Source organism: Kitasatospora sp. NPDC036755 (assembly GCF_040636595.1).
Classification (GTDB): domain Bacteria; phylum Actinomycetota; class Actinomycetes; order Streptomycetales; family Streptomycetaceae; genus Kitasatospora.
On record NZ_JBEZUT010000024.1, the window covers coordinates 1 to 17,265 of the forward strand.

General features: G+C 75.5%; 13 protein-coding genes and 1 pseudogene. 6 read left to right on the plus strand and 8 right to left on the minus strand.

Annotated features, from left to right (window positions below):
- Positions 1-634: pseudogene (locus AB0E96_RS05980) on the minus strand (hypothetical protein); the annotation flags it as partial.
- Positions 635-1,181: 547 nt separating this feature from the next.
- Between AB0E96_RS05980 and AB0E96_RS05985 the strand changes: the two are divergent.
- The 4 genes from AB0E96_RS05985 to AB0E96_RS06000 all read left to right on the plus strand — a co-directional run bounded on the left by AB0E96_RS05985 (position 1,182) and on the right by AB0E96_RS06000 (position 5,868).
- Positions 1,182-2,333 (plus strand): 3-deoxy-7-phosphoheptulonate synthase, encoded by a 1,152-nt coding sequence (locus AB0E96_RS05985; protein ID WP_359819137.1) that lies wholly within the window; start codon positions 1,182-1,184, stop codon positions 2,331-2,333.
- A 128-nt stretch (positions 2,334-2,461) separates the two neighbouring features.
- Positions 2,462-3,232: a 2,3-dihydro-2,3-dihydroxybenzoate dehydrogenase gene (locus AB0E96_RS05990; protein WP_359819061.1), complete on the plus strand. Its 771-nt coding sequence runs from the start codon at positions 2,462-2,464 to the stop codon at positions 3,230-3,232.
- A 27-nt stretch (positions 3,233-3,259) separates the two neighbouring features.
- Positions 3,260-3,883 carry an isochorismatase family protein gene (locus AB0E96_RS05995; protein WP_359819064.1) on the plus strand — a complete coding sequence of 208 codons (624 nt, stop codon included), beginning with the start codon at positions 3,260-3,262 and terminating at the stop codon, positions 3,881-3,883.
- On the plus strand, positions 3,880-5,868 hold the full coding sequence (locus AB0E96_RS06000) for an anthranilate synthase family protein (RefSeq protein ID WP_359819067.1): 1,989 nt from the start codon (positions 3,880-3,882) through the stop codon (positions 5,866-5,868). Before AB0E96_RS05995 ends, AB0E96_RS06000 begins: the two co-directional genes overlap by 4 nt.
- A gap of 69 nt (positions 5,869-5,937) precedes the next feature.
- Here the strand turns inward: AB0E96_RS06000 and pcaB are convergent, their stop codons facing one another.
- The 5 genes from pcaB to AB0E96_RS06025 all read right to left on the minus strand — a co-directional run bounded on the left by pcaB (position 5,938) and on the right by AB0E96_RS06025 (position 12,730).
- Complete coding sequence (gene pcaB / locus AB0E96_RS06005; RefSeq protein WP_359819139.1) at positions 5,938-7,314, minus strand: 3-carboxy-cis,cis-muconate cycloisomerase; 1,377 nt, start codon at positions 7,312-7,314, stop codon at positions 5,938-5,940.
- An 83-nt stretch (positions 7,315-7,397) separates the two neighbouring features.
- On the minus strand, positions 7,398-9,377 hold the full coding sequence (locus tag AB0E96_RS06010) for an FAD/NAD(P)-binding protein (RefSeq protein ID WP_359819070.1): 1,980 nt from the start codon (positions 9,375-9,377) through the stop codon (positions 7,398-7,400).
- Positions 9,374-10,588, minus strand: a complete 1,215-nt coding sequence (locus AB0E96_RS06015; protein ID WP_359819073.1) for an FAD-dependent monooxygenase — start codon at positions 10,586-10,588, stop codon at positions 9,374-9,376. The genes AB0E96_RS06010 and AB0E96_RS06015 overlap by 4 nt, the downstream gene beginning before the upstream one ends.
- A gap of 2 nt (positions 10,589-10,590) precedes the next feature.
- Positions 10,591-12,168: an AMP-binding protein gene (locus AB0E96_RS06020; RefSeq protein ID WP_359819076.1), complete on the minus strand. Its 1,578-nt coding sequence runs from the start codon at positions 12,166-12,168 to the stop codon at positions 10,591-10,593.
- 19 nt (positions 12,169-12,187) lie between these two features.
- A complete protein-coding gene (locus tag AB0E96_RS06025) occupies positions 12,188-12,730 on the minus strand; it encodes an SRPBCC family protein (RefSeq protein WP_359819078.1) in 543 nt (180 codons plus the stop codon).
- A 146-nt stretch (positions 12,731-12,876) separates the two neighbouring features.
- On the opposite strand from AB0E96_RS06025, the gene AB0E96_RS06030 reads away from it, so the two are divergent.
- Positions 12,877-13,887, plus strand: a complete 1,011-nt coding sequence (locus AB0E96_RS06030) for an NADPH:quinone reductase (protein WP_359819081.1) — start codon at positions 12,877-12,879, stop codon at positions 13,885-13,887.
- A gap of 96 nt (positions 13,888-13,983) precedes the next feature.
- Positions 13,984-15,621, plus strand: coding sequence for an MFS transporter (locus AB0E96_RS06035; RefSeq protein ID WP_359819083.1), 1,638 nt, complete (start codon positions 13,984-13,986; stop codon positions 15,619-15,621).
- On the opposite strand, the gene AB0E96_RS06040 is transcribed toward AB0E96_RS06035, so the two are convergent.
- Together AB0E96_RS06040 and AB0E96_RS06045 are read right to left on the minus strand one after the other, a co-directional pair.
- Positions 15,549-16,382 carry a class I SAM-dependent methyltransferase gene (locus AB0E96_RS06040; protein ID WP_359819085.1) on the minus strand — a complete coding sequence of 278 codons (834 nt, stop codon included), beginning with the start codon at positions 16,380-16,382 and terminating at the stop codon, positions 15,549-15,551. The genes AB0E96_RS06035 and AB0E96_RS06040 overlap by 73 nt on opposite strands.
- Positions 16,383-16,649: 267 nt before the next feature.
- On the minus strand, positions 16,650-17,141 hold the full coding sequence (locus tag AB0E96_RS06045; protein WP_359819088.1) for a DoxX family protein: 492 nt from the start codon (positions 17,139-17,141) through the stop codon (positions 16,650-16,652).
- Positions 17,142-17,265: the final 124 nt, after the last annotated feature.

Here is a 17,265-nt window from a genome sequence, read left to right on the forward strand (position 1 = left end):
GACACAGTAAGGGGGCCCGTATGGACGCCTTCACGGCCGGAATCCGGCAGCGCCGGGCCGGGCCCGGCCGCCCGGCGTCGTACGGGTCCCGCGGCCCGCCGCCGTACGGGGCGCCGGGCGCCTCGCGCAGGCTCTGGCACAGCCGGCTGAGCACGTCCACGACGGTGTCCGGCTCCAGGCCGAACTCCGCCGCCACCTGGTGGACCGGCGTGCTGGGCTGCGGTGCGGGCGGTGCCACGGTCCCGGTGAGCCCGGTGTGGCGCTGCGCCGCCGGGCGGGGGCGGTCCAGCCGGACCAGGTTGTTCGGCGGGGGCCCGGGCGCCTCCGGCTCGTCCCCGTCGAAGAAGACCACGTCGATGGACTGGTCGCCGCGCAGTTCCGCGGCCTTCAGCCGGTGCATTCCGTCCAGGATCCGCATCGTCCTGCGGTGCACGAAGATCGGCGGCAGCCGGACCGGCGACCGGGCGAGCGTGGTGATGTATTCCCGGTTCTCCCCGCGGTTCCCGGGGGATTCCCCGGGCCGCAGAATGCGAATGGGAATCGTGCAGGTCTGCGGAGCCGTCGGCGGCTCCGGGGTCGAAAGGACCTCGGCCGCGCTGTCGACCTGGGTGACCGCAGCTTGTTCCCGGCGCATCGGTGTCCCCTCATCCAGTGAGTCCGTGTGGGTGTACCTGGAGAAAGCGAATCGGTGGGATGGCCGGCCGGTGTGCCGCGTGCCGGGCGCGAACGAAGTGCGCCACGCGGTACTCGATTCGGGAGATTCCCCCGACGGATCCCCGGCTCATACTGAATTCACAGATCGTGGCTCCAGGCTATACAAGCACCCGAAGGACAACAAGGGTCCGAGTCGATCACCCCGGCACCCGCGCCGCGGATTTCCCCTCCCCAGTCGGACGGTACCCGAAATGCCCAGTCGGACGGGAAGCGCGGAAACCGGGAAAATGCTTCGGGGTGGTCGTCGGCCGCCCCGGGGGCGCACCGCCGAAGTCCGACCTGATGCGGAAGCACCCCACCTGACACAGTGCCCGGACGGGCATTGGCCCCACCGCGGACGAGCCGTGAGACTGAGGCGCAGCCGGCCCCGCCGAATCCCACCGGGGCGAGTGCACCCGCCGCTTCGGGAGACCACCGTGCCCACTCGTTCATCACCCAAGGACGCACCGGCCGCCGCCGGGCGCGTCCTGGAGCCGGGCCCGGCGGACCAGCAGCCCCGGTGGCCCGACCCGGAACTCGCCCGGCGGGTCCGCTGCCAACTGGCCGCTCTCCCGGGGCTGCTCGAGGCCGAGGAGGTGCTCGCGCTGCGCACCCACCTGGCCGCGGTCGCCACCGGTGCGGCCCTGGTGGTGCAGGCGGGCGACTGCGCGGAGGACCCCGCCGACTGCACGCCGGGCGACGTCGCCCGCAAGGCGGAGCTGCTGGGACTCCTGGCCGGCCGGATGGCGCGGGGCACCGGCCGGCCGGTGCTGACGGTCGGCAGGCTGGCCGGCCAGTTCGCCAAGCCCCGCTCCGCGCCGACCGAACGGATCGGCGGCCTCGAACTGCCCGTCTACCGCGGCCACCTGGTGAACGGGCCGGAGCCCTCCGCGCGGTGCCGGCGCCCCGATCCGACCCGGATGCTCTCCGGCTACCGGCTCGCCGACGCCGTCCTGCGCTACCTGGGCTGGGCCGACCGGGGCGCGCACCCGCGCCCCGAGCCCGGGGTGTGGACCAGCCACGAGGCCCTGTTGCTCGACTACGAGGAGCCCCTGGTGCGCCGCTCGGCGGCGGGCCGGGCCTGGCTGTCGTCCACCCACTGGCCGTGGATCGGCGAGCGCACCCGGCAGGTCGACGGGGCCCATGTCGCCCTGCTCGCCCGGGTCGTCAACCCGGTGGCCTGCAAGGTCGGCCCGACGGTGACGGCCGGTGAGCTGCTGGCCCTGTGCGCACGGCTCGACCCGCACCGGGAGCCCGGCCGGCTCACCCTGATCGCCCGGATGGGAGCCGACCGGGTCTCCGGCCGGCTGGCCGTCCTCGCCGCGGCGGTGCGGGCCGCGGGGCATCCGGTCATCTGGCTGTGCGACCCGATGCACGGCAACACCGTCACCACCCCGGACGGGTTCAAGACCCGCCTCCTGCACCGGATCGTGCGGGAGGTGACCCGCTTCCAGGACGCGATCGGCGAGGGCGGCGGCGTCGCCGGCGGCCTGCACCTGGAGACCACCCCGGACGACGTCACGGAGTGCGCCCGGACCTGGGCGGACGTCCCGCACGTCGGGGACACGTACACCAGCCTCTGCGATCCGCGCCTCAACCCGGACCAGGCCGTCGAGGTGGTCTCGGCGTGGCGGACGTGAGCACCGGCCGGTCCGTGACCGGTGGGCCCGCGACCGGGCCCCTCGCGGCCGGCCCGCAGCCAGCCGGCGGCCGCGGCCGGCAGGAACCCGAACGAACTCGCGCACACCCTGCATGGGAGGTCCGAACGATGGAGGACGCAGTCGCCCTGGTCACCGGGGCAGCGGGCGGGATCGGCGCGGCCGTGGCCGGCGCCCTGGCCCGGCGCGGCACGCCGGTGGCCGCGGTGGACCGGGACGCCGGACGGCTGGCGGAGGTGACGGGCAGGATGGCCGCCGAAGGCCTGCCCGTCACGGCGTTCCCCGCCGACGTCACCCGCGCCGCCGAGGTCGCGGAGCTGGTGGACGCCGTGGAGCGCACGCTGGGACCGGTGGACCGGCTGGTCAACGCCGCCGGGGTGCTTCACCTGAGCCCGGTGCGCCGGCTGACCGACGAGGACTGGGCCGCGACCTTCGCCGTCAACACCACCGGGGTGATGAACGTGTCCCGCGCGGTGGTCGACCGCATGGTGCCGCGCGGCCGCGGCGCGATCGTCACCGTGGCGTCCAACGCGGCCGGCACCCCCCGTACCGAGATGGCCGCCTACGCCGCGTCGAAGGCCGCGGCGACGATGTTCACCAAGTGCCTGGGCCTGGAGGTCGCCCGGTACGGCATCCGCTGCAACGTCGTCGCCCCCGGCTCCACCGACACCGCGATGCTCCGCTCCATGTGGCACGACGAGACCGGCCCGCGGGCGACGATCGACGGCCGGCCCGAGGCCTACAAGGTGGGCATCCCGCTGGGCAAGCTGGCCCGGCCGGCGGACATCGCCGACGCCGTGGTCTTCCTGCTCTCCGAACAGGCAGGGCACATCACCCTGCACGACCTCACCGTCGACGGCGGCGCCACCCTGGGCGTGTGAGGAACCTTGGGCGTGAAGGAGAAGGCGATGGCAGGGATACCCCCCATAGAGCCCTACCCGATGCCGTCCCCGGGCGAGCTGCCCGCGAACGTCGCCGGCTGGGAAGTCGATCCGGACCGGGCGGTGCTGCTCGTCCACGACATGCAGCGCTACTTCCTGCGGCCGTTCCCGGACTCCCTGCGCGACGAACTGGTCGGCAACACCGCGCAGTTGCGGGACCGCTGCGCGAGCCTCGGGATGCCGGTCGCGTACACCGCCCAGCCGGGCGGGATGACCGAGGAGGACCGCGGCCTGCTCAAGGACTTCTGGGGCCCCGGCATGAAGGTCGACCCCGCCGACCGCCGGATCGTCGACGAACTGGCGCCGGCTCCGGAGGACTGGCTGCTCACCAAGTGGCGCTACAGCGCCTTCTTCCGCTCGGACCTGCGCGAGCGGATGGCCCGCCACGGCCGCGACCAGCTCGTCATCTGCGGCGTCTACGGACACGTCGGGGTGCTGACGACCGCCGTCGAGGCGTTCACCCGCGACCTCCAGACCTTCCTCGTCGCCGACGCGATCGCGGACTTCTCCGCGGACCACCACCGGATGACGCTCGGCTACGCCGCCCAGCGCTGCGCGGTGGTCACCACGGTCAAGGCGCTCTGCGCATGACCGGGCCCAGGAGAGCCGCGGCGCCGGACCTGCTCGGACTGGTCCGGTCGCCGCGGCCGCCGGCGTTCGCGCTGATCCACCGGCCGGAGCGGACCGGCGGCGAGGTCTTGGACGTCCTCGTCGGCGAGGTCGCCGAGGTGGCCGCGCTCGCCGACGTCCCGCTGCCCGAACGGGCCCCGGACGCGGGCCACGAGGTCCTGGTGCTGCTGCCGTTCCGGCAGCTCGCCGAGCGCGGCTTCGCCTGCCCCGACGACGGCGAGCCGCTGCTGGCGATGACCGTTACCGCCCAGGCCCGGGTGTCCTGCCGGGAGGCGCTGGAGCGACTGCCCGACCTGCCGCTGCGGTTGACCGGCGAGCACTTCGACGTCTCCGACGAGGCCTACGCCGAGCTGGTGCGGACCGTCGTCACCGAGGAGATCGGCCGCGGCGAGGGCGGCAACTTCGTCCTCAAGCGCTCCTGCCTCGCGGAGATCACCGACTACACGCCCGCGCACGGCCTGTCGCTGTTCCGCCGGCTGCTCCGGCAGGAGACCGGCGCCTACTGGACGTTCATCGTGCACACCGGCGAGCGGACGTTCGTCGGCGCCACCCCGGAGCGGCACATCAGTGTGCACGGCGGCACCGCCGTGATGAACCCGATCAGCGGCACCTACCGGTACCCGCCGGGCGGCCCGAACCTCCCGGAGGTGCTGGCCTTCCTCGACGACCGCAAGGAGACCGACGAGCTTTACATGGTCCTCGACGAGGAGCTCAAGATGATGGCCGGGATCTGCGAGCGCGGGGGCCGGGTCGTCGGCCCGTACCTCAAGGAGATGGCCCGGCTGGCGCACACCGAGTACTTCATCGAGGGGCGCACCGACCTCGACCCGCGCGAGATCCTCAAGCAGACCCTGTTCGCCCCCACCGTGACCGGCAGCCCGCTGGAGAACGCCTGCCGGGTCATCGGCCGGTACGAGCCGGCGGGCCGCGGGTACTACAGCGGGGCCCTCGCGCTGATCGGCGGCGACGGGCGCGGCGGCCGCACCCTGGACTCCGCCATCCTGATCCGCACCGCGGACATCGATCGGGGCGGCCGGCTGCGGATCGGGGTCGGGGCGACCCTGGTGCGACACTCCGACCCCGCCTCGGAGGTCGCCGAGACGCGGGCCAAGGCGGCGGGGCTGCTCGCCGCCCTGCGGGCCGACCGGCCCGCCGCTCCCGCCGTTCCCACCGCTCCCACTGCCTCCGCCGTTCCCACGGCCTCCGCCGATGTCGCCGGCCCGGGCGTCGGCGCCGACCGGCCCGACCGGCCCGCGCGGCTCGCCGACGACCCGCGCGTGGGCGCCGCACTGGCCCGCCGCAACACCGGCATCGCCGACTTCTGGCTGACCGCCCCGGACCGGCGCGCGGCCCCCCGGCCCGCGCTGCGCGGCGGCCGGGTGCTGGTGGTCGACGCCGAGGACGCCTTCACCGCCATGCTGCGCCACCAACTCGTCTCCATCGGTCTGGATGTGACGGTCCGTCGGTTCGACGACCGGTACGCCCTCGACGGGTACGACCTGGTCGTCATGGGCCCCGGGCCGGGCGACCCCCTGGACACCGGCCGGCCCAAGATCGCCCGGCTGCACGCCGCGATCGACCGACTGCTGGCGGAGCAGCGGCCGTTCCTCGCCGTCTGCCTCAGCCACCAGGTGCTCAGCGCCCGGCTCGGACTGGAGGTGATCCGCAAGGAGGTGCCGAACCAGGGCCTCCAGCGGGTCATCGACCTGTTCGGCCGCCGGGAGCGGGTCGGCTTCTACAACTCCTTCGCCGCGCGCAGCGAGGAGGACAAGGCGGAGTGTCCGGGGATCGGCGCGGTGGAGATCAGCCGCGATCCGGCGACGGGGGAGGTGCACGCGCTGCGCGGGCCCCGGTTCGCCTCGGTGCAGTTCCACGCGGAGTCGGTGCTCACCGTCGACGGGGTCCGCGTGATCGCCGACCGGATCGGTGAGGCGCTGGGGCGCTGAGGCGTGACCGGACCGAGGGGCGGGGCGCGCGACGCCCCGCCCCTCGGTCCGGTCACCCCGTCAGCGCGGTCACTCCTTCAGGGCCCGATCGACCAACGGCCCCGCGGCGCCGGTGTAGTGGGCCGGGTCGCACAGCCGCTCCAGCGCGCCGGCGGTCAGCCGGCCGTCCAGCTCCGGGGCCTCGGCGAGCACCGCGGACAGCGGGCGGCCGGAGCGCTCGGCGGTCGCGGCGGCCTCGGTCAGCAACTGCCGGGCGCCGGCCGGGCCGAGGGTGCGGCCCAGCACGGCGGCGACCCGTTCCGAGACGATCCCGCCCCCGGTCAGGGCGAGGTTGTCGCGCATCCGGTCCGCCCGCACCCGCAGCCCCTCGGCGAGTTCCACCGCGGTGTGCGCGGATCCGCCGGTCAGCCGCAGGCACTCGCGCAGCAGCAGCCACTCGGCGTGCCAGCCGCCGGCCGACCGCTCGTCCTCGACGCCGAGGCACTGCGTCAGAGCGGCGGCCAGCACCGGTACCTGGAGCGCGGCGCTGCGCAGCAGGGTGGCGAGCACCGGATTGCGCTTGTGCGGCATGGCGGAGGAGCCGCCGCGGCCGGGCGGGCCCGGTTCGGCCAGCTCGGCGATCTCGGTGCGGGCCAGGGTCTGGACGTCGAGCCCGATCTTCCCGAGGGCGCCGGCGGTGAACGCGAGCGCGGCGGCGAGGTCGGCGATCGGGGTGCGCAGCGCGTGCCAGGGCAGTCGGGGCCGGGCGAGCCCGGTCTCCGCGGCGAACGCCTCGGCCAGCGCGTCGGCGTAACCGCCGGGGTCGACGGGATGGACGAGGTCGACGGGGCCGTCCGGGCCGGTGGGCGCGTCGGCGTGCGCGAGGTAGCCCGCGAGGGTGCCGGCCGCCCCGCCGAGCGCCACCGGCAGGCCGTCGCGCAGCACCCGGTCCACCCGCTCGGCGGCGTCGAGCACCAGGCTGCGCCAGCCCGCCGCCTTCAGCCCGAAGGTGGTGGGCACCGCGTGCAGGGCCAGGGTCCGGCCGGCCATCACGGTGTCGCGGTGCCGGGCGGCGAGGCGGGCCAGCGCCTCCGCCGTCCGTTCGAGGTCGGCGCGGACCAGGCGCAGCGCCCGGTCGGCGACCAGCATGGCGGCGGTGTCGAGGACGTCCTGGCTGGTGGAGCCCCGGTGCACGTACCGGGCGGCGGCGGGGTCGTCGGCGGCGACGACCGCGGTGAACGCCTTCACCAGGCCCACCACCGGGTTGGCCGTCTCCCGGGCCTCCAGGGCGAGTCGGCGCAGGTCGAGGCGGTCGGCCCGGGCCGCGGCGGTGATCGCGGCGGCGGCCGGCGCGGGCACGGTGCCGAGCCGGGCCTGGGCCCGGGCCAGGGCCGCCTCGGCGTCGAGCATGGCCTGGAGCCAGGCCCGGTCGCCGACGGCGGCCTCGACGGGCGTGCCGGCCCGCACGGGGGAGAGCAGCCCGGAGTCGAGGTCGCCGCCGGGGTCGGCGCCGGGGTCGTGGCCGGGGTCGGGGTCGGGCGTCGGCGTCGTCAAATCGGCACTCCCGTCAGTTCGGTCGGCTCGCCCACGCCCCCGGTCGCGACCGGCTCGCGGACCACCGGCGGCACGGCGAGCAGGGCGCGGGCGATGGCGTCGGCGTCGGCGAGGATCACCGAGTCGACCCCGGGGCGGATGCCGGCCGCGGTGACCCAGTGCACCGCCTCGGTGGGGACACCGTAGGCGAAGCGGCGCGGGTGGGCCCGCCCGCGGGCGTCGAGCAGCCGGTAGGGGCGCTCGGTGACGGCGAGTCCGCCGGTCTCGTGGGTCCCGCCCCGGGCGTCCGGGATGCGGTAGGTGGCGCACTGCTCGGTGCGCAGCAGGTGGAGCAGGAGCGGGTCCGCGGTGCGTCGGAGGTCCGGCTCGGGCAGCCGGGCCTCGACGAGGACCCCGGAGCGGACCGCGGGCCCCGGGGCGAGGGGCGAGTTGGCGACGAAGCCCGGGGTGACGGTGTCGATCCGCACCTCGGTGCCGGGCCCGGTGAGGGTCAGGACGCCGGCCTCGATCAGGGCGATCATCTCCTCGACCCGCGACACCGGCGGGCCGATGGAGAGGAAGGCGTTGAGCGGGGTGTACCAGCCGTCGAGCTCGTCGCGGTGCGAGTCGCCCTCCAGCCCGCCGTGGTCGACCGCGAGCCGGATCTCGTTGCGCAGGTCGCGGAGCACGTCCAGGGCGGCCTTGAGCGGGCCGCTGACGTTGCCGGCCCTCGCCTCGCGTACGTCCCGTTCCAGGTACGCCAGCAGCCAGCGCCGGAAGTCGGCGCGCCCGGCGAACTCCCGGCCGGCGCAGGGCCGGGCGATCCGCTGCCAGTCCCAGCGGTCGGCCGGGGCGATGCGGTGGGTGTCCAGCAGCCGGGCCCGGTCCGCCGGGTCCGGCAGCGCCAGGTACCGCTCGGTGAGGGCCTCCCGTTCGGCCGGCCGGCCCCGGGAGGTCAAGAGTGTGCCGTAGTAGACGGCTTCCACCTCCCGGGAGATCAGCGGCCACAGGTCGGTGCCGAATCGGACCGGGCGGCCCGCGCGCTTGCGCCCGCGCAGTTCGTCGAGGAACCGGGGGGTCAGCAGGCGGGGCCGGTGGCGTTCGGAGGCGCCCTTCTCGTTCTCCCCGCGGGCCTGGTGGGGGACCCCGCGGCGGGAGAAGGCGTGCAGCCGGGGCTCGTCCCCGCCGGGCCGGTAGCGCAGCCGGCCGCCGTCGCGGACGAAGGCGCCGCCGCGGCCGACGGTCAGCAGCGCCATGTAGTCGAAGAAGTTCAGTCCGAGGCCGCGCAGCAGCACCGGGCGGTCGGGTTCCACGGCACCCAGGTCGGTCGTGGCGGGGTTGCCGGGCGGGACGTAGCCGAGGTGGTGGATGCGGGCCAGACTGGCCGTCCGTTCCTCCCGCGGGGTCAGCCGGGCCGGGAGGTGGCCCTGGGCCAGCACCACGGCGTCCAGGTCGTCGAGCCGGGTCCGGTTCTCCAGCCGGACGCCCTGCGCGCCGCCGGGCACGCCGTGGGTGTCGGCCATGGCCACGGCGCGCGACCGGTGGACCCGGACGCGGACCCGCTCGGGGGCGAAGGAGACCACCCGCCGGAAGGCGTCCCGGAGGTAGTGCCCGTACAGCGCCCGGGTGGGGTACGAGTCGGGGCCCAGCGCCCGTGCCTCGGCCAGGGTCTCCTCGTCGTAGTCGGCCGGCGAGCCGAGCATCGCCACGTTCCGCGCCCAGTCGTGGAGGCTGGGGCCCGGTTCGATCGGCCCGTCGATGCGCGAGCCGGCGTCGGTGTAGACGGTGATCTGCGAGGCCACGGTGTTGGCCAGCAGGTGCCGGGACTGCCCGGTCCGCCAGACCGCGCCGGCGCCGGGGGCCTCCGGGTCGACGACGTGCACGGTGACGGCGGGTCCGGCCGGGTCCTGCCGGGCGTTGGCGCACAGCCGCTCCAGGACGGACAGCCCGCGGGGGCCGGCCCCGACGATACACAGTTCCAGGTGCCGGTCGGTCATCGGGCCGCCTCCGGGTGGGGGAGGGCGGCCGGGGCGCCGGTGGTGAAGTCCCGTGCGCCGTGCATCCAGGCGAGGCGGTCGTGCAGGTCGGTCGGCGACATTCCGGACAGCGCCGCGTTCCTGGCCTCGGCCGCCGTACCGGCGGGGTGCCACAGCGCGATGCTGGCGAGGGAGGTCCGCTGGACGGCGGCGGTGCGGTCGCGGCGAAGCCGGTTGTACTCCGCGAAGCACCGGGCGAGGTCCGTGCCGTCGCCGTCCAGCAGGTCGCCCAGGACCACCGCGTCCTCCAGGGCCTGGCAGGCGCCCTGGGCCGCGTAGTGCAGCATCGGGTGGGCCGCGTCCCCGAGCAGGGCGACCGGGCCGTCGGTCCAGTCGTCGACCGGCGCCCGGTCGATCAGCACCCAGGACTTCCACTGCTCGCCGAGGTCGAGCAGCCGGCGCGGTGTCGCGGCGAGCCCCCCGAACAGCTCGCGGACGACGCGCCGCTCCACCGGTACGCCGGCCAGCGCCCGGGTGGCGCCGTCGTCGTAACTGGCCGCCAGGTTCAGGTACCTGCCGCCGGCGATCGCGTAGTGCACGAAGTGGCAGCCGGGGCCGGCCCACCACGTCACGGCGTTCCACCGCAGCGGCTCCGGCACCCGGTCCATCGGGATGATCGTGCGGTGGACGGTGATGCCGGAGATCCTCGGCGGCCCGTCGCCGACCAGCTGCCGGCGGACCGCGGAGTGGATGCCGTCCGCCCCGACCAGCGCGTCACCGGTGATCCGCCCGCCGTCGTCGAGGACGGCCGCCGCGCCGCCGCCGTCCCGCTCGTACCCGGCGACCGGCCGGCCCGGGCACAGCTCGATCCGTGCCTCGGCGCGGCAGGCCGCGAGCAGCAGCCCGTGGAGCTCGCCGCGGTGCACGACCACGTACGGGTTGCCGAACCGCTGCCGGTAGTCCTCGGTGAGCGGCACGCTGGTGACGTGCTCGCCGGTGACGCCGTCCATGAACCGCAGTTCGGCGACGTGCACCGCGCGGGCCAGGACCTCCGGGCCCAGCCCGAGGCGGGTCAGGGCGTGGATGCCGTTCGGGGCCAGCTGGAGCCCGGCGCCGAGTTCGGCGAAGCGCTCGCCGCGTTCGAGGACCACCACGTGGTGGCCCCGCCGCGCGATGCCCAGGGCGGCGGCCAGCCCGCCGATGCCGCCGCCGGCGACGATGACCTTCGCCATCGCTATCGGCCCCGGTTCCCGTTGTCCGGGGCACCGTCGCCCAGGGCCCTGGCGAGCTCCAGCCGCTTGATCTTGGTGGTGGCGGTCTGCGGCAGGTCGGCCCGGCGCCACTGGACCGGCTCCGCCATCGGGGGCAGTCCGGCCGTGGCGCGGGCCCACGCCGCCGGGTCGAGCGGCGCGTCGTCCCGGGTGCACACCACCGGCACCGGCCTGCGGTCCGAGCCGGGCACGATGATGACCTCCGCCAGCTCGTCCAGCGCGGAGAAGAGGCTGTCCTCGGCGGCCAGGGTGCTGCCGAAGCCGGGGATCACGTCGACCTCGCGGTCGAGCAGGTGCAGGCAGCCCCACCGGCTGCGGTAGCCCACGTCGCCCATCCGCCACCACGCGTCGTGCTCCTGCGCGGCGTACCGCTCGGCTTCGCCCAGGTACGTCAGGACCCGGCCGTTGGTGCGGACCTCGATGAACCCGGGGGACGCCTCGGACACCGGCAGGCCGTCCTGGCTGACCACCCGGACCGCGGTCATGCCGGGGAAGGCGTGGCCGACGCAGCGGCCGTCGGCGTCCTCGCCGCGCCACCGGGTGAAGATCCGCCCGACCACCGGGCCGGCCTCGCTCTGGCCGTACAGCTGGGCGAAGACCGGCACCCGGTGCCGGGAGGCCCCCAGCATCCGGCGCACCGTCCGGGGGTGGATGGCGTCGAAGGTGCTGCTGAAGTACTTCACCTGGGCCAGCGGCCGGCGCGGGTCGTCCACCAGCTCCTCCCAGCGCATGAAGGTGTTCGGGTGGGCCTCCACCACGCCCGGGCGCAACCGGGCGAACAGGTCGGCGGTGCGCCGCGGTTCGTCGTCGGCCAGCATGATGAGCGGGAAGCCGCGCAGCAGCGCGATGGCCATCGCGGTGAACAGCCGGGAGTGCACGAAGGACACGTGCACCGCCACCGGGCGCCGCTTGCGGATCAGGGCGACCGGCGCGGCCTGCGGCCGGTAACGGGCCTGCAGCGTCCAGCCGGTGTGGACGGCCAGCTTCGGCAGGCCGGTGGTGCCGGAGGTGTGGGTGATCAGCGTCGGATGGTGGGGGGACACGGTGACCGGCGCGACCCGGGGCGTCCCGGCCAGGTCCGCCAGCGGGAGGGCGCCGGGGTGCTCGCCCGAGGTGAGCAGCACCCGGCGCGCGTGCCCGAAGACCTCGGGCGGCAGCTCGGTGTCCAGCTTGGCCCGGTCGGTGACGAGGTAGGGCCGGTCCACCCGGGCCACCAGCTCGGCGACGGTCGCGCCGTCGAGCTTCGGCGACAGCAGCACCGGCACCGCGCCGATCCGGGCCGCCACGCAGGCCAGCAGGGTGATGTCGAAGCCGTTCGTCTTGTAGACGACCACCCGGTCCCCCGGCCGGACCCCGGCCGCCCACAGCCGGGACGCGAAGTCGGCGACCAGGCCGGCGATCTCCCCGACGGTCAGCCGGCGGCCGGGCGCCAGGTCGGTGTCGTGGTCGAGGATCACGACGTTGGCCGGGTGCCGGGCGGCCGCCCGGTCGAAGAGCGTGCCCAGCCGGATCCCGCGGTTTCCCATCCGTTGCAGCAGCATGTCCCGCCCCTCCTCCCGATCAGGCCTTCTCGACGATCGCCTTGACGCGCAGCACCGTCGCCCGGAGGTCCCCGGTCAGCTTCTCGGTCCACTCGGCGAGGAACTTCGCCCTGGTGGCCTCGTCCATCTCCGCGGTGATGCCCCGGATCCCCTCGGTCGCGGCGCCCATGCGCAGGCCGTGCGCCAGGACGCAGCCGTCGCCGTCCGCGGCGATCTCGTACGACCAGACGCTGTCCTGCGGGTTCCCGGCGCGGTCCCGCATGGCCCAGCGGAAGACCCGCCCGGGCTCGGCGGCGACCACCTGGGACTCGGTGTGCCAGGTGCCGCGGACGACGGGCGCCCACGCGACGACGGACTCGGCGCGCAGGTTCTCGCCCCGGAAGACGGCGCCCACCGTCGCCGGGCTGCCGGACACCCAGGTGCCGCCCAGGCACTCCGGGCTCCACTCGGCACTGCGCGGCAGATCGCTGACCACCGCGTACACCTCGGCCGGCGTCGCGGCGATCCGGGCCTGCGCCCGGACATCGAACAGGGGCGTGAGCGGGAAATCGGTTGAGGTCATGGATCAAATCTGGTGGGGGCCGCACCGGCAGTCAAAGAACAGTCGGCGGATGCGTCAAGTCGGGGCTTCCTGTGTGAACTGACGAAGGCTCAGGAGATTTCCCGGCGCATTCCCGACCGCGGTCCGCCGGTGCCAGAATCGGCGGCGTGCTGGCTGCCTATGTAGACCGACTCGGTTCGCCCGAAGAGATTCGGCACGGTGCGCTCCCGGCCCCGCGGCCCCGGCCGGACGAGGTGCTGGTCGACGTCCTCGCCACCACGGTCAACCCGGTGGACACCTTCGTGCGCTCCGGGCAGTACCGGACCGCGCTGACCTTCCCGTTCGTGATCGGCCGGGACGCGGTCGGCGTGGTCGCCGAGACCGGCGCCGAGGTGTCCGGTTTCGCCCCCGGCGACCGGGTGTGGTGCAACAGCCTGGGCCACGACGGCCGGCAGGGCGCCGCCGCGGAACGGGCGGTGGTGGCGGCCGACCGGCTCTACCACCTGCCGCCGGGGGTCGAACCGGCCGCGGCGCTCGCCGTGGTGCACCCCGGTGCCACCGCCTGGCTCGCGCTGTTCCGGCACGGCGGCCTCCGGCCGGGGGAGACCGTCCTCGTCGCCGGCGCCGCGGGCAACGTCGGCAGCGCGCTCGTCGTGCTGGCCGCCGGGGCCGGGGCCCGGGTGATCGCCACCGCCGCCCGCCACGACCTGGCCTACTGCCGCGGCCTCGGCGCGGCCGAGGCACTCGACTACGCGGACCCCCGCCTGGCCGACCACCTGGCGTCGCTCTGCCCCCGGGGCGTCGACGTGCACCTGGACACCTCGGGCCGCAACGACCTCGGCACCGCCGTCGACCTCCTCGCCCCCCGGGGCCGGATCGTGCTGCTCGCCGGGGCCCGCACCCGGCCCGTCCTGCCGGCGGGGGCGCTCTACACGAAGGACGGCTCGGTCCGGGGCTTCGTCATCTCCCGTGCCACCACGGACGAACTGGCCGGGGCCGCAGACGCCCTCAACCGGCTGCTGCCCACCGGGCGGCTGCGGGCCCGGAGCACGGAGACCCTGCCGCTGCCCGCGGCCGCCGAGGCCCACCGGCGCATGGAGGCCGGTGAACTGCGCGGCAGGCGGCTGATCCTGGACGTCGCCGGGGCCGCGGGGCTCCGACCGTCCTCCACCTCCTAGAGACCGAGCCACCGCGAAGACCACCGCGAAGACCACCACGAAAGCCACTGCAACAGCCACTGCGACAGCCACTGCGAAGCGAGGAGGCCCCGCCCGATGGAACGCCGATGGTGGACGCTGCTGGTGGTGTGCGCGTCGATGTTCATGCTGCTGATCGACGTCAACGTGGTCGTCGTCGCCCTGCCGGACATCCAGCACGCGCTCGGCGCGGGCTTCGGCAGCCTGCAGTGGATGACGGACGCCTACGCCCTCGCGCTGGCCGCGCTGCTGCTCACCGCGGGCTTCCTCGCCGACACGTACGGCCGGCGGCGACTGTTCGTCCTGGGCCTGGCCGTCTTCACCGCGGGCTCGCTGCTCTGCGGCCTCGCCCCGAACGCGCCGGCGCTGGTGCTGTTCCGCGCCGTGCAGGGGGTCGGCGGCGCGATCCTGTCGGCCACCTCCCTGGCGCTGCTCGCCGGCGCCTTCCAGGGCCGGCAGCGGGGGGTGGCCTTCGGCGTCTGGGGTGCGGTCGCGGGCGTCGCGACCGGCCTGGGACCGGTCCTCGGCGGGGTGCTCACCGGTGGCGTCGGCTGGCGGGCGATCTTCCTGGTGAACGTGCCGGTCGGCCTGGCCGCGCTGGTCGTCGCGGTGCGCCGGGTGGACGAGTCCCGCGCCCCCGGGCGCCGCCGGATCGACCGGCCGGGCGTGCTGACCCTGACGGCCGGGCTGTTCAGCCTGGTGTACGGGCTGATCACGGCGAGCGAAGCCGGCTGGGGGCAGCGCGGCGTGCCCCTGTGGCTCGCGGCGGCGGCGCTGTTCCTGGTGGCGTTCGCGGTGGTCGAACGGCGGGTGCCGGAGCCGATGTTCGACGTGTCGCTGCTGCGCATCCCGACCTTCGTCGGCGGTTCGGTGGCGGCCTTCGCGATGAACGCCTCGCTCTACGCGGTCTTCGTCTACCTCGTCCTCTACCTCCAGAACGGCCTCGGCGGCAGCCCCTCGGTCACCGGGGTCCGGCTGCTGACCGGCTCCGCCGTCACCTTCGTCGCGGCCTTCGCCGCGGGCCGGCTGACCAGCCGGGTGCCGGTGCGGTGGCTGATCGGCCCGGGCCTGGTCCTGGTGGGCGCCGGGCTGCTGCTGATGCGGGGCCTGACCGCCGGGTCGGACTGGACGCACCTGATCGCCGGGCTGGTCGTCTCCGGCCTCGGCGCCGGCCTGGTCAACCCGCCGCTCGCCTCGACGGCCGTGGGCGTGGTGGCGCCGCAGCGCTCCGGGATGGCGTCGGGGGCCAACCAGACCTTCCGGCAGATCGGCATCGCGGTCGGGGTCGCCTGCTACGGCACGGTCTTCTCGGCCACCCTGGCGGCGGCGCTCCGGGACCGGCTGACCGACGTCCCGGCGCTGAGCGGCCAGGCCGGGCGGATCGCCGACGCGGTGCACCGGGGGGTCGCCGACCGGGCGGTGGCGCTCGCGCCGGAGGAGGCCCGCGAGGCGCTGGCCGGTGCTATCCGCACCGGGTTCGCCGACTCCCTCGACGCCGTGCTGCTCGTCGCTGGCCTGGTGGCACTGGCGGGCGGCGTACTGGCCGCCGCGCTGATCCGGGGCCGGGACTTCGTGCCGGCCCCGGGCCAGGGCCCGGCGGGGCGGGCCCCTGCTCCTGCCCCGGCGGGGCGGGCTCCGGCCGGTCAGACCACGGAGGCGAGCAGGAACGACTCGCCGACGTCCGGTCGCAGCCCGTCCGGGCGCCCCGCGAAGTAGCGCTCGGTCAGGTCCGCCGTCGAGACGTGCCGCACCTCGTGGAGCCCGCACTCGCGCGCCAGCCGCAGCATCTCCTCGGCGGAGAAGAAGCTGCGGAAGCGGATCGGGTAGTGCGGCCGCTCGCCGCCGGCGGCGACGGTCTCGGGCGGCAGCAGGAAGGTCATGGCGAAGGCGGAGCCCGGGGCCGTCTTCGCGGCCTTGGCCAGGGTGTCCGCGACGGCGTCCTTGGTGAGGTACATGCTGACCCCGGTGCTGGCCAGCACGGCGGGCCGGTCCGGGTCGAAGCCGGCCTCGACCAGCCGCTGCCACCAGTCCTCGTCCGCCTCGAAGTCGACCGGCACCAGCCGCAGCCGGTCGGGCACGCCGTGGCCGAGCTCGATCAGCCGCTGCCGCTTCCACTCCTGCGGGCCGGCCTGGTCGACCTCGAACACCCGCATCCCGGAGGCGAGTTCCGGGCGCCGCTGGGCGAAGGTGTCCAGGCCGGCGCCGAGGATCACGTACTGCCGGACGCCCTCGGCGAACCGCTCGGCGACCAGGTCCTCGACGAGCCGCGCCCGGGCGACGACGCCCGCGCGGAACCCGCTGGTGGCCTTCCTGCCCATGTCGGGGCGGCGGCGCCAGTTCTCGCCCGGGGCGACGAGCTCCAGGCCGATCTCGTCCTCCAGGACGTGCGGGGGCGCGTCGACCTGGACGTGCATGGCCCGCCAGAGGGCCACTCGCACGGCGGTCGACTCGGGCGCGACGGTTCGCTGGGCAGGCATGGCGTACTCGCTCTCGATGGGTGGACCACCGATCACGTTAGGTCATGCGCGGGGCCCGCGCGGTGGCGTGCGGGGCGGTGTGCGGGGCGGGTCCGTCGTGCCCGGCCGGTGTGCCGGGGCCCGTCCCGCCCGGTCGATTTCACCCGATGGGATGATGCCGTTCGGCAGCTTCCCGGGCGCCGCGGACGGTGCGGTCCGAGGAGCCCGGGAGCCCGTGGTCCGCGGAGCCCGGGAGCGCTGGGAGCGGGTGGGCCGAGCGGCCCGGGATCAGAACCTCTCGTCGCGGAGCAGTCGCCACACGGCCGTCCCGGTGGCGACGCCGAGCGCGACGGCGCCCAGCCCCCAGGCGGGGCCGGTCCGTTCGCGGCCGAGCGCGCGGTCGACGGAGAACGCCCCCGGGCCGTCCCACGCCAGGCAGGCCGCGGCCGTGGCCAGCACCAGCGGGTACTCGTAGCCGCCGTTCTCGGCCCACAGGCCCTCGTTGCGGTGCACGGCCGCGGCGTTGACCATCTCCCCGATGAGGGCGGCCGCCGCCAGCGGGGTGGCCGTGCCGGTCACCAGCCCGACGCCCGCGGTCAGTTCGGTGACGCCGGCCAGGGTGGCCATCGAACGGCCGTCGCGGTAGCCGAACTTCTCGAAGTTCTCCGCCGTCCGCTCGTGGCCGGCTCCGCCGAACCAGCCGAACAGCTTGCGGCCGCCGAAGCCGATGGCGAGCCCGCCGACGACGCCCCTCATGACCAACCGGCCCGTACCAGCCATCGCCGTCCTTCCGTCCTCCCGGCCGTGCCGGGGATCGAGGTGCCCGCCGGGCGCCGCCACCGGCGACCGGGGGAGTCAGTGCTAGCATCCTAGCAGTGGCCTCCCCGGGCCGCCGGTGGGCCGG